The organism is Agrobacterium sp. 22-226-1 (assembly GCF_053522345.1).
This window is the reverse complement of record NZ_JBNWCP010000001.1, coordinates 492,528-505,322: the sequence shown is the minus strand read 5'-3', so window position 1 is coordinate 505,322 and position 12,795 is coordinate 492,528. Positions and strand designations below refer to the sequence as shown.

Here is a 12,795-nt window from a genome sequence, read left to right as displayed (position 1 = left end):
GCGGGCGTAGCAATGCGGAAGCCGCCGGCACAATGGTCGCCGGTTGAGGCCTTTGCACGACAGTAGACTGGCATGTCCATGACGGTTTCCCTTCCGGCAACAAGACGCTTCTCGGTGTTGCCCATCACGGCGGTCATCGTCGCGGCCATTGCCGCCATGCCCTTTCTGGCAATTTTCTGGCTGGCGCTGACCGGCAGCACGGAAGGATGGCAGCACCTTCTCGCCAATGTCCTGCCGCGCGCCGGGTTTCGCACCTTCCTGCTCCTGGGGATGACGGCCGCAACGACCGCTTTCTTCGGCATCGTCTGCGCCTGGCTTGTCACCACATTCGAATTTCCGCTGCGGCGGTTATTGTCCGCGGCGCTCGTGCTGCCGCTCGCCATCCCCTCCTATCTCGCCGCCTATGCGTTCGGCGAGTTTCTCGACTTTACCGGCCCGGTGCAAAGCGCGTTGCGCGCCGCTTTCGGTTATCACAGCATCCGCGATTACTGGTTTCCGGACATACGCTCGCTCGGCGGTGCGGTGATCGTTCTGAGTTCGGTCCTCTATCCTTACGTTTATCTCTCGGCCCGCGCCGCCTTTTCCATGCAGGGCCGGTTTGCGGCCGACGCGGCCCGCACGCTTGGCGCAAAACCGCTGAACGTGTTTTTATCCGTGCAATTGCCGATGGCCCGGCCGGCCATCGCCATCGGGCTTTCTCTGGTCCTGATGGAAACGCTGAACGATATCGGCGCGGTTGAATATCTCGGTGTCCAGACCCTGACCTTCACCATTTACGAAACCTGGCTCAATCGCGGCAATCTCGCCAATGCGACGCAGATCGCCGCCGTCATCCTCATCATCGTCGGTGCACTGATCATCATCGAACGCAACGCCCGGGAAAAGCAGCGCTTCGGCGCGCCAAAGGCGACAAGCATGGCCCAGCGTCACCGGTTGAAGGCGCTGACCGGCTGGCGGCGCTGGAGCGCCTGCCTGTTCTGCTTCATACCCGTGGCGAGCGGGTTCTTCATTCCGGTGATCGTGCTCGGCGGTTACGCAGCAAAGAGGCTCGACGCGCTGTTTTCTCCGAAGCTTCTGAAAGCGCTCGGACACAGTCTCGAAGTCTCGCTTTCCGCCGCCTTTGTGACGCTGATCGCCGCTTTCGTGTTTTCTTATGCCATACGCACCGAGCGCTCGCGCAGCTCCAAGGTCGCCGCCCGCTTCGGCTCCATGGGATATGGCGTGCCGGGAACCGTGCTTGCCATCGGTGTTCTCATTCCGCTGGCAAACCTCGATAATGGCGTCGACGGTTTCATCCGCTCCCATTTTGGCTTTTCCAGCGGCCTGCTGCTTTCAGGCACCGCCTTTGCCATCATCTATGCCCATGCCGTGCGCTTCATGACCATGGCGGAGGGCACACTCGACGCGGGTTTCCAGAAGCTTTCACCGCATATCGACATGGCCTCGAGAACGCTTGGGCGCAACCGGGCGCAGACACTGTTCAAAGTGCTGTTGCCGAACATGCGGCCGGCGGCGCTGACTGCATTCCTTCTGGTCCTGATCGAATCCATGAAGGAACTGCCGGCCACGATCCTGCTCCGGCCTTTCGGTTTCAACACGCTGGCCACGCTGGTTTATGAGGATGCGTCGCGCTCAAGGGTGCAGGATGCGGCCGTGCCGGCGATCATCATCATCATTGCCGGGCTTATTCCCGTGCTGCTCGTCTCGAAATCGATGGATCATCCGGAAAACAGCTGAATGGCTCACCCGTCGCGGCAAAAAGAAAGGCGGCTTTTCGGCCGCCTGTATCAGTTGTGCTTTTTCAACGAGAGAAAGGGGGACAACCTCGCGATATGGAAATTATCAATCCCGGCCGTCAGTATTTGACAGCCCTGCGTTGGGTTTACTTTCCGCCAACTCCCATTAACAAGCGGTTAAAACCAAAATCGAGCAATTACCGACGAAAATTCCTATTCTGATACCGTAAAGCGCCGAAACTAAATTAAAAGTCCCTGAATTAATCGTGATTTCAACAGCAACGCGAGAAATCAAAGACGTCCGTTTGATCAGTTTCGAGCTGCGGCGTGTTCATCGCGCATCCGCTGCAACTCCGTGCGCTTGGATGCGATGGAAGCAACGATAACGCCGATCGTGACAAGCCCGATAAGGATCGTGCAAATGGCGTTGATTTCCGGTGTCACACCAAGGCGAACCTGCGAGTAAATCTTTATCGGCAGCGTCGTCGCACCGGGGCCTGTGGCGAAGCTGGCGATGACGAGATCATCAAGCGACAGGGTAAAGGCCAGCATCCAGCCGGCGATGACCGCGGGAAAGATCAGCGGCAGGGTGATGCGGAAGAAGGTCTTGACCGGCGGGCAGCCGAGATCGAGCGCGGCTTCCTCGAGACTGCGATCGAAAGTAAGCAACCGCGACTGCACGACGATCGCCACGTAACACATGGTGAAAGTCGTATGCGCGATGACCACCGTCCAGAAACCGCGATCCACCCCGACGGCCACGAAGAGCAGCAGCAGCGACAGGCCGGTGATGACTTCCGGCATGACGAGCGGCGCATAGATCATGCCCGAAAACAGCACCCGGCCGGGAAACCGGGCGAAACGGGTGAGCGACAGCGCCGCCAGCGTTCCGAGGATGGTGCCGATGGTGGCGCTGAGGATACCGACACGCAGCGTCACCCAGGCCGCATCCATCAGCCCCTGGTTCGACCACATGGAGCGGTACCATTGCAGCGAGAAACCGCCCCAGACGGTGACGAGCTTCGAGGCGTTGAAGGAATAAACGATCAGGATGATGATCGGGATATAAAGAAAGGCAAAACCGAGGGTGAGGACGGTGATGTCGAATTTTCCGCGCTTCATGGCTTCACCCCACCTTCTTCTGCTGGTTCTGGAAGATGGCAATGGGCACCACCAGCAACAGCAGCAGCAGCACGGCGACGGCGGATGCCAAGGGCCAGTCGCGGTTGCCGAAGAATTCCGTCCACAGCGTCTTGCCGATCATCAGCGTCTGGGCGCCGCCAAGCAGATCGGGGATGACGAATTCCCCTGTTATCGGAATGAAGCAGATCATCGAGCCGGCCACGACGCCCGGCAGCGACAGCGGGAAGGTGATCTTCCAGAAGGCCTTCCATGGCGGGCAACCGAGATCGGCCGCCGCTTCCAGCAACGTATTATCGAGCTTTTCCAGCGCTGAATAGAGCGGCAGCACCATGAAGGGCAGATAGGAATAAACGATGCCGATGAAGATCGCCGTCTCGGTGCGGAAGATATTGACCTGCTGGTCGGGTCCGAGAAAACCGAGCCATTGGAACAGCACCGTCAGCAGGCCCTCCGGCTTCAGAATGCCGATCCAGGCATAAACGCGGATCAGGAACGAGGTCCAGAAGGGCAGGATCACCAGCATCACCAGCGTCGGGCGAATGGAAGACGGTGCGCGCGCCATTGCCAATGCCATGGGGTAACCGATCAGCAGCAGCAGGAAGGTGGAGATGAAGGCGATGCGCAGCGACGACAGATAGGCGTCGATGTAGAGCGGGTCTTCCGTCAGGAAAAGGTAATTTTCAAAATCCAGTTCGGAGAAGAACGCGCCGAGCTTCGAAAACCCTTCGAAGACCGGCGTATAGGGCGGCATGGAGATTGCCGTATCCGACAGCGAAATCTTGAAGATGATGAAAAACGGCGCTGCGAAGAACAACAGCAGCCAGAAATAGGGAACCGCGACGACCAGCCAGCGCCAGGGGCTTTGCCGGTTTTCGGGAGTGGTGATCGCCATGAAAGCCTCCCTCAGCGCGTCAGGACGAGGCCGGAATCCGGCTTCCAGTTCAGCCACACCATATCGCCGAAGGTGATCGGGCGATCGACGAGACGCGAAACATTTGCCTGCGCGGCGCGAATGACGCGGCCATCGGCAAGCTTGACGATGAAGACGGAGAAGTCGCCGAGATAGCCGATATCCCAGACCTCGCCATAGGCGGAGTTGACGCTGCTATCGCCGGGCTGGTCGAGCGAGATGCGGACCTTTTCCGGACGGATGGCGAAAGCTACCTGGCTGCCGGTCGCAGCGGCGCATTCCTGCTCCACCGCCACCTTCAGCCCTTCGCAATCCAGCGTCACCAGGCCGGGCTTGCCGATACCGGAAGCATTGGCGACGACATTGGCGTCGAAAATATTGATATCGCCGATGAAGTCCGCCACGTAGCGGCTGTTCGGCGCTTCATAGATCTCGGCCGGCGTCGCCACCTGCACGACATTGCCCTTGTCCATGACAGCGATGCGGTCCGAGACCGTCATCGCTTCTTCCTGGTCGTGGGTGACAATGAGGAAGGTAAGGCCGAGATTGGTCTGGATGTCCATCAGTTCGAATTGCGTTTCCTCGCGCAGCTTCTTGTCGAGCGCGCCGAGCGGTTCATCCAGCAGAAGCACCTTGGGCCGCTTGGCAAGCGAGCGGGCAAGCGCCACGCGCTGCCGCTGGCCGCCGGAAAGCTGGCTTGGCTTGCGCCTTGCGAATTCCGTGAGCTTGACGAGCCGCAGCATTTCTTCGACGCGCGCGGCGATATCCGCCTTGGGCAGACCGTCCTGCTCCAGACCGAAAGCGACGTTCTTTTCCACCGACATATGCGGGAAAAGCGCGTAGGACTGGAACATCATGTTGGTGGGCCGCTTATAGGGCGGCACGCCGGAAATATCCTTGCCCTGCAGCAGGATGCGACCTTCGGTCGGTTCCTCGAAACCGGCCAGCATGCGCATCAGCGTGGTCTTGCCGCAGCCGGAGGGACCGAGCAGCGAGAAGAATTCGCGTTCATAGATATCGAGCGTCAGATTGTTGACGGCGACGAAATCGCCAAAACGTTTGGTGACGTTTTCAAAGCGGATGAAGGGCACCGCATCGGGATTGTCCCAAGGGCTAAATTTGCGTTTGACCGGCCCCAGAGTTTTCGCCATTCACCCTACCCTCAAATCCCGTTGGTCGTGTAGATTTGAGCATCGGATTTTCCGACTTTCGGTCCGATGCTTTGAGGCGGGCGGCGCCGGCAGGTAACGGAACCTGCCGGCAAAGGATCAGAGAAACAGGCCCGCCGGCCGTTCCTCAACCAGCGGGTGGAAGTTTCAGCTGCCGGTCTTTATCTGCGTCCAGACGCGGTTCAGGACGCGCTGTTCCTTCGGTCCGTAGGGCGAGATGGTGAAGAGCTTCTTCAGCGTCTCGGCATCGGGATAGACCGCCGGGTTCTTGGCGACGGACTCATCCATCAGCGCCTGCGAGGCGAGGTTGCCATTCGCATACTGAACATAGTTGGAGGCCTTGGCGATGACTTCCGGCCTCATCAGATAATTGATGAAGGCGTGGGCTTCCTCGACATTCTTGGCATCCGCCGGGATGGCAAGGTTGTCGAACCACATATAGGTGCCTTCCTTCGGAATGACGTAGTTCACCTCGACGCCGTTCTTGGCTTCCTCGGCGCGGCTTTTCGCCTGCAGGATATCGCCCGACCAGCCGATGGTGATGCAGCTGTCGCCATTCGCCAGTTCATCGATATAGGCGGAGGAATTGAAGGTCTTCACATAGGGGCGGATCTTCATGTAGACGTCGCCGCCCGCCTCGAGATCGGCGGTTTCCTTGCTATCCGGATTCTTGCCGAGATAGTTCATGGCGATGGCGAAGGTCTCGTCCGACGCATCGAGAATATTGATGCCGCAGGATTTCAGCTTTTCGGCATTTTCCGGCTTGAAGAGAATATCCCAGCTGTCGACCGGAACATCGCCGAGCGCCGCCTTCACCTTGGCGACGTTGTAACCGATGCCGGTGGTGCCCCACATGTAGTTCACGGCATATTCGTTGCCAGGGTCGTATTTCGCCAGACGCTCGGAAACCTCGGGCCACATGTTCTTCAGATTCGGCAACTTGGACTTGTCGAGTTTCTGGAACACGCCGGCATTGATCTGGCGGGCGAGGAAGGGCCCGGTGGGCACCACGACATCATAACCGGAGCTGCCGGCCAGAAGCTTGGTTTCCACAAGCTCGTTGCTGTCGAAAACGTCATAGACGACCTTGATGCCGGTTTCCTTGGTGAAATCGGCAAGGATCGATTCGTCGATATAATCCGACCAGTTATAGACGTGGACGACCTTCTCCTGGGCCATTGCCGAGCCTGCTGCAACGAGCGCGGTGGTGAGAGCCAAGGTCAGGCGGAGAGAACGGTTTTTCATGATGTCTCCTGTTAACGCATCCTCACGATGGGAGCGTGATCCCCTTTTTTGGGAGAGACTAGAAAGGAAAACAAAAGGGAGCAAGCGGGAAATGTGCAGCACAGCATTTTCAACCAAATGTGTTCCGGCCACAAAAAAGCGAATGGAAACACCTACTGGAAGTCGAAAACACTGAGACCGGTAACCATTTCATCGAGCCCGAGCGGCCGCGTCAGCGGCGCTTCCGCCCGCGACAGACAGCCCTGCCTTTCGCACAGCCGGCACGAGGGGCCGACGGCGACAGGCGCAGCACCCGAAGCGGCGGGGCCATAGACGGTCTCCCCGGCCTGGGCGAGATCGCAGCCGAGAAGCACGGCCGTTCGCCGCACCCTTTCGCCGAAACCCGCCTGCGGACCTTCCAGCGTGCGCGACACCGTGAGGAACGCGTCGCCATCCGGCATCTCCACCGCCTCCACCAGCACCTGTCCCGGCTGGGCGAAAGCGGCATGGATGTTGAGACGCGGACAGAGGCCGCCAAAACGCGCCCTTGGAAAACCGCCGGCCCCTGCAAGGCGGAAACGGTTGCCGGCATTGTCGATCTCCATCAGGAAAAACGGGATCGCCGCGGCTGACGGCCGTTGCAGGCTGACAAGACGGTTGGCCGCCTGTTCGAAAGAGACGTTGAAACGCGAGCGCAAAACCTCGAGATCGTATTTCGCCCGCTGGGCGGCGCTGAGGAATGCGCCATAGGGCATCATCAACGCATGGGCGGCGTAACGCGCCAGTTCGAAACGGGCGATGCGCCTTGCCTCCTCCCCTTTCAGGCCAAGCCCTTCAAGCTCCGTGCCGATTTCTTCGCGAAGCGCCAGAAGACAGGTCTCCATCGCCATTTCCCGCAATTGGTCAGGCTGCGACAGGCGTTCGGATAAAAACAGCCGCATCGAATGGCGGTCATAACGCCGCCTGAGATTCGGCATGGCATGAACCGGGAGGGTGCGGACCACGATGCCGTGGTTTTTCTGAAGCCATGCACGAAGGCCGGAGGCGAGATCGTCGCCCGCCGACAGGTGTTTGTGGAGTTCTTCCGCCGCCGCGTCGATGGCATGGAAATAGGCCGGCCGATTTTCAAAGACGTGGCGCACCTCGTCGATCGGCAGGCGGGTGGAGGAGAGCGCCGTCTCGTGCCCCTCCCGCGCCAGAAGATCGGAGAGATCGGAAAGGCGCTGCGCCTGCTCCCTATAGGCCCGGTAAAGCTTGAGGACACCGCTTGCCGCATTGGGCGCGGCATCGGCAACCTCGATCAGCTCCTGCGGCGACGGCACTTCACCCGAAAGCAACGGATCGGCGAAGACCTCGCGCAGCTGCCCGGCGGAACCGGCGCTTTCGCCCTGCAGGTCGTCCAGATCGACCTTGTAGACGGAGGCAAGCTTCAAAAGCAGCTGCACCGTCAGCGGCCGCTGGTTGCGCTCGATGAGGTTGAGATAGGACGGCGAAATCGCCAGCGCCTCGGCCATGGCCGTCTGCGTCAACCCAAGACCATTGCGAATGCGGCGCACGCGCGGGCCTGCAAAAATCTTGTTTTCCGACACCGCCTCGCCTCCCGTGCCTGCGACTCATACAAATCTATTACAAATTCGCGGGATGCAGGACTTTTACAAAATTTACAATTTTACATCTCCACCCTGTCATGCACTCTACAGGATAACCTCTTTCAAGTCACTGTTTTTATGTTTGTTCTGGCACTCAAATCTCGAAAAATGTAAATGTAGTCACATCAAACGGCGCCATATGATGTTGAAGAGGGCCCGTTACGGAAACCGCATTTATCATGGGAGAGAGAAGTATGACGGATTTTTACAAACTTGTTCCGGGTGCTGCGCAGGGACGTTTCGATGGCATCGAGCGCACCTACACCGCCGCCGACGTGGAACGGCTGCGCGGCTCCGTCGAAATCCGCCATTCGCTGGCCGAGATGGGCGCGAACCGGCTGTGGAAGCTGATCAACGAGGAAAATTTCGTCAACGCGCTCGGCGCGCTCTCCGGCAACCAGGCCATGCAGATGGTTCGCGCCGGGCTGAAGGCGATCTATCTCTCCGGCTGGCAGGTTGCCGCGGATGCCAATACGGCGTCGGCCATGTATCCGGACCAGTCGCTTTATCCGGCCAATGCGGCACCGGAGCTTGCCAAGCGCATCAACCGCACCCTGCAGCGCGCCGACCAGATCGAGACGGCGGAAGGCAAGGGCCTTTCGGTCGACACCTGGTTCGCGCCGATCGTTGCCGATGCGGAGGCCGGTTTCGGCGGGCCGCTCAACGCCTTCGAGATCATGAAGGCCTTTATCGAGGCAGGTGCTGCGGGTGTTCATTATGAAGACCAGCTGGCATCGGAAAAGAAATGCGGCCATCTCGGCGGCAAGGTTCTGATCCCGACGGCGGCGCATATCCGCAACCTGACGGCGGCGCGGCTTGCGGCGGATGTCATGGGTGTACCGACGCTGGTTATCGCCCGCACGGATGCGGAGGCCGCGAAGCTTCTGACCTCCGACATCGACGAGCGCGACCGCCCCTTCGTGGATTACGATGCCGGCCGCACCGTCGAGGGTTTCTATCAGGTAAAGAACGGTCTTGAGCCCTGCATCGCCCGCGCCGTTGCCTATGCGCCCTATTGCGACCTGATCTGGTGCGAGACTTCCAAGCCGGATCTCGAGCAGGCGCGCAGGTTTGCGGAAGGCGTGCACAAGGTGCATCCGGGCAAGAAGCTCGCTTACAATTGCTCGCCGTCGTTCAACTGGAAAAAGAACCTCGACGACGCAACGATTGCCAAGTTCCAGCGGGAACTCGGCGCGATGGGCTACAAGTTCCAGTTCATCACGCTTGCCGGTTTCCACCAGCTGAATTTCGGCATGTTCGAACTGGCGCGCGGTTACAAGGATCGGCAGATGGCGGCCTATTCCGAGCTTCAGGAAGCGGAATTCGCAGCCGAGGCCAATGGTTACACCGCCACCAAGCATCAGCGCGAAGTCGGCACCGGCTATTTCGACGCCGTGTCTCTGGCAATCTCTGGCGGCACGTCGTCCACAACAGCCATGAAGGAATCCACCGAGCACGACCAGTTCCGCCCGGCGGCCGAATAAAATCGAGAAACTGCCCTTCCCGGTGACGGGAAGGGCTTGCAAACCGGATCAAGAACCCCAACCAATAATGAGAGGAGAAATGCCATGAATGCCCATAACCCCATCAAGACCCACGTCAAGGAACGCGCCGAGGAACAGTCCTCCGCCATGACGCAGGATCAGCAGGCCGCCATCCGCATGCTGGCCAATGATCTGCACCGCCTCAACCAGGCCGTCATGAAAGCGGTTGAGGCCGGCGTTTCCGTCGAGCTGGTCCGCTCGGCCCGCCACCATGGCGGCGGCGGCAACTGGGGGGATCTGCTTATCCCGGTCATCGTCGCGCAGGGGCGTGACGCCGCCTGAATCGAAAGACCGGAACATCATAATCGATGCTCCGGTCTTCAATGCAAACGTCCGAAGTGGCCGCCTCAGAAGCTCGCCGATACGGAAACGCCGATGCTTACATTGACGCCCATCGCCTCGACGTTACCCTGGAGTTGAGGCGCATAAGGAGCGAAGCAGGCAAGCTGCGTCAGGGGAATCGGGTTCAAAATGGCGGGAGATTCCCACGCCAGATGCATCGCCACACCCCCCACGAGCTTTTCCCAGCCTGCGATCTTGGTGCCTGCGGCTGCCGGCGCAATGGCCGTGACAGATTGTGAAAGAGCATCGGCAACGACTGCCGCGAGACCCTTGCTGACTGCTGCATAAAAGAGCTTTGCTGCTTCTTCCGGCGTTCCTGCTGCGGACATCGCATTTACATATGATGCTGAAACTATCATGGTGGCCTCAACCTAAAGGGGTTAAACTTACAGGAAGCAACCTATGGATATTTTGACGTACGCGCAACTATAAATTATTAAAAGTTATTTATGCAACTAAAAGTAATTTCACCTATGCGGGGCGGCTCTTACGCCCGGCATATAGATCGGAATGGCTCTTGATCAGACGGGTCATCCGATCCGCCACCGCCCTGATATCGCGGCGGTGGCGGTCGTCATTGTTCATGACGATCCATTGATTGTGGCGAAGACTCTCCAGCTCTTCGCCTTCCCGAGCGAGCCGCGCATCGGCATCGCCCACGAAACAGGGAAGCACCGCGACCCCCGCCCCGGCCAGCACCAGATCGAGAAGCGCCGTCGGCCGGTTCACTGTCACCACGATCTCGTTGGTGCGATTTTCATGCGGCCAGCGCAGATAGGCTGAAATGGCGTTTTCCTCCGCCACCGCCAGCCAGCGGTCGGCGACGGAAACGGCGGCGTTGCGCAGCCTGTAGGGCGCATAGGCCACTTCCCCCGTTCGGATGGCGGCAAGGTTCTTTTCCTGCGGCTCGAAAGCGCGGATGCCGATATCGTTTTCGCGATGGGCCAGAGACGCCCTCTGTTCGGCAATGAAAAGATCGATGCGGAAATCGTCGCGATCCGTGCAGATGGCCGAGAAATTTCCGGTCAGCAGCCAGGCGTTCCAGGTGCCGACGGCGATGCGCACGACAGACGAGGCCAACGACGCCTTCTGCCATCCCTCGATGTCCCTTGCCGCATTCTCCATCGCCTGAAGCCGGTCGAACAGCGTACGGCCATCCGCGGTCAGGGCGTATCCCGTCTGGCTGCGCTGGAACAGCGCCTTGCCGATACGCTCCTCCAGCTCGACCATTCGCCGCCCCACCGTCGCGGGGCTCAAGCCCGTCAGCGCCGCAGCGCCTGTCAGGCCGCCGCTGCGTGACACATCGAGGAAAAGCTGATAGGAATCCCAGGTGACGTTTTTCATGGGTGAAAAACGTAGCGCATTTTCTTGCGCAGATAAATCAAAAAACGGCGCGCATCATGGCCCTCCGCATTAGAAGGAGAGCGACATGCACGCGATTTTTGCAGCCCGCATTATCATCGAAAATCAGCAGCCGCGCACACGGCACGAAGCCATTCTGCAGGAAGAGAAATTTTATGCCGATATGGCGGAGGCATCTCGGCCGTGGCGGCTTTTCAGCGCGCTTATGAGCCGGATGAGGGCAAAGAACAGCAGATCAGTGAAAGAGAGCGATCAGGGCTGCCAGAGCACCGGCTGCGATGAGGCTCAGGCGAAAGGCCAGATGACGGCTCTCGTTGTCGGCGCGGGCGATGGCAATGGCGCGAGGGCGGCGATGTGCAGATCTGTTCATGCGCGGGTTCCTGACGAAAAACTCAACCGACCCATGCCCTGTTGAGGGCCTCCAGCAGGACATCATGTGCAGCGGGATCAGTGAGCGATCCGGCTTTGCTGGCATTTGGTCAGGATGACTCCACGCCCATTAACAAGGCATTAACGGGCGTGGTCTCACGCGAATTCACCCGCCGCCTGCCCGGACGCCCAGGCCCACTGGAAATTATAACCGCCGAGCCAGCCGGTCACATCGACACATTCGCCGATGAAATAGAGGCCGGGCACGGACTTCGCCGCCATGCTACGGGAATCGAGGCCGGTCGTGTCCACGCCGCCGAGCGTGACTTCCGCCGTGCGATAACCTTCCGAACCGGCGGGCTTGATCTGCCAGTCCTGCACCTCGCCCGCCAGCTTTGCCAAAGCCTTGTCGGACATATCCGCCAGATGGCCGGTGAGGCCGGATTGTTCGACGACGTGCTGGGCAAGCCGTTTCGGCAGGATTTCCGACAGAGCTGTCTGGGGCGACTGGCGGCCGTTCTTCTGTTTCGCCTGCTTCAGCAGCGCGGCTATATCGCGATGCGGCTCGAGCTTCAGGCGGACCACATCACCCTCGCGCCAGTAGGATGAGATTTGCAGGATGGAAGGACCGCTCAAACCGCGATGCGTGAAGAGCAGCGCTTCTTCAAACGAGGTTTTACCGTGATAGACCTCCGCCGGAACCGCGACACCGGCAAGCGGGCTCAGCTTTTCCAGCGAGGCGGGATCAAGCGTCAGCGGCACGAGGCCCGGACGAGTTTCGATGAGCTTGAGGCCGAACTGTTCGGCGATCTGGTAGGCAAAACCGGTCGCGCCCATTTTCGGGATGGACTTGCCGCCCGTCGCCACAATGAGGCTTTCCGCCTCAATGACGCCGACGGATGTCGTGGCGCGGAAACGAGCGCCATCATGGGTGACGGCCGAGACGGACGTTTCGAGCCGCAGCTTCGCATTCACGGCCTGCATTTCGCCAAGCAGCATGCGAATGATGTCCTTGGCGCTGTCATCGCAAAAGAGCTGGCCGAGCGTTTTTTCATGCCAGGCGATGCGGTGTTTTTCGACAAGGGCGATGAAATCGCGCGGCGTATAACGGGCGAGCGCGGATTTGGCGAAATGCGGGTTGGCGGAGAGATAATTCTTCGGCCCGGCATGAATATTGGTGAAGTTGCAGCGGCCGCCGCCGGAGATGCGAATCTTTTCGCCCGGCGCTTTCGCATGGTCGAGAATGACGACGGAGCGGCCGCGCTGGCCGGCGCGGATGGCGCACATCATGCCGGCAGCACCAGCCCCCAAAATCAGCACGTCACATTTCTCTGTCATCATTCCATC

At 59.6% G+C, this 12,795-nt stretch carries 12 protein-coding genes; 3 read left to right on the top strand and 9 right to left on the bottom strand.

The genetic code is table 11. From position 1 onward, the window contains the following. Positions 1 to 72: 72 nt before the first annotated feature. On the top strand, positions 73 to 1,737 hold the full coding sequence (locus tag ACQZ5K_RS02500) for an ABC transporter permease (RefSeq protein ID WP_448739542.1): 1,665 nt from the start codon (positions 73 to 75) through the stop codon (positions 1,735 to 1,737). Between the two features lie 308 nt (positions 1,738 to 2,045). Here ACQZ5K_RS02500 and ACQZ5K_RS02495 read toward each other — a convergent pair whose 3' ends face one another. The 5 genes from ACQZ5K_RS02495 to ACQZ5K_RS02475 form a co-directional block, all read right to left on the bottom strand. Beyond that, positions 2,046 to 2,858, bottom strand: coding sequence for an ABC transporter permease (locus ACQZ5K_RS02495; RefSeq protein WP_004432617.1), 813 nt, complete (start codon positions 2,856 to 2,858; stop codon positions 2,046 to 2,048). A 4-nt stretch (positions 2,859 to 2,862) separates the two neighbouring features. Beyond that, positions 2,863 to 3,771, bottom strand: a complete 909-nt coding sequence (locus ACQZ5K_RS02490; RefSeq protein ID WP_004432616.1) for an ABC transporter permease subunit — start codon at positions 3,769 to 3,771, stop codon at positions 2,863 to 2,865. Positions 3,772 to 3,782: 11 nt separating this feature from the next. Then, on the bottom strand, positions 3,783 to 4,940 hold the full coding sequence (locus ACQZ5K_RS02485; RefSeq protein ID WP_448739541.1) for an ABC transporter ATP-binding protein: 1,158 nt from the start codon (positions 4,938 to 4,940) through the stop codon (positions 3,783 to 3,785). A 165-nt stretch (positions 4,941 to 5,105) separates the two neighbouring features. Beyond that, positions 5,106 to 6,203 (bottom strand): polyamine ABC transporter substrate-binding protein, encoded by a 1,098-nt coding sequence (locus ACQZ5K_RS02480; protein WP_004432613.1) that lies wholly within the window; start codon positions 6,201 to 6,203, stop codon positions 5,106 to 5,108. Between the two features lie 152 nt (positions 6,204 to 6,355). Continuing rightward, a complete protein-coding gene (locus ACQZ5K_RS02475) occupies positions 6,356 to 7,771 on the bottom strand; it encodes a helix-turn-helix domain-containing protein (protein WP_448739540.1) in 1,416 nt (471 codons plus the stop codon). A gap of 254 nt (positions 7,772 to 8,025) precedes the next feature. Between ACQZ5K_RS02475 and aceA the strand changes: the two genes are divergently transcribed. Next, positions 8,026 to 9,315, top strand: a complete 1,290-nt coding sequence (gene aceA / locus ACQZ5K_RS02470) for an isocitrate lyase (protein WP_137452356.1) — start codon at positions 8,026 to 8,028, stop codon at positions 9,313 to 9,315. Between the two features lie 84 nt (positions 9,316 to 9,399). Then, positions 9,400 to 9,657: an SMc00767 family acetate metabolism repressor gene (locus ACQZ5K_RS02465; RefSeq protein WP_004432604.1), complete on the top strand. Its 258-nt coding sequence runs from the start codon at positions 9,400 to 9,402 to the stop codon at positions 9,655 to 9,657. 65 nt (positions 9,658 to 9,722) lie between these two features. Here the strand turns inward: ACQZ5K_RS02465 and ACQZ5K_RS02460 are convergent, their stop codons facing one another. The 4 genes from ACQZ5K_RS02460 to ACQZ5K_RS02445 all read right to left on the bottom strand — a co-directional run bounded on the left by ACQZ5K_RS02460 (position 9,723) and on the right by ACQZ5K_RS02445 (position 12,789). Continuing rightward, entirely contained in the window at positions 9,723 to 10,076 is a 354-nt protein-coding gene (locus tag ACQZ5K_RS02460) for a hypothetical protein (RefSeq protein WP_448739539.1), read from the bottom strand. A 112-nt stretch (positions 10,077 to 10,188) separates the two neighbouring features. After that, positions 10,189 to 11,061 carry a LysR family transcriptional regulator gene (locus tag ACQZ5K_RS02455; protein WP_448739538.1) on the bottom strand — a complete coding sequence of 291 codons (873 nt, stop codon included), beginning with the start codon at positions 11,059 to 11,061 and terminating at the stop codon, positions 10,189 to 10,191. A gap of 253 nt (positions 11,062 to 11,314) precedes the next feature. Then, positions 11,315 to 11,449, bottom strand: coding sequence for a hypothetical protein (locus tag ACQZ5K_RS02450; protein WP_280110028.1), 135 nt, complete (start codon positions 11,447 to 11,449; stop codon positions 11,315 to 11,317). Between the two features lie 155 nt (positions 11,450 to 11,604). After that, entirely contained in the window at positions 11,605 to 12,789 is a 1,185-nt protein-coding gene (locus tag ACQZ5K_RS02445; RefSeq protein ID WP_448739537.1) for an NAD(P)/FAD-dependent oxidoreductase, read from the bottom strand. Positions 12,790 to 12,795: the final 6 nt, after the last annotated feature.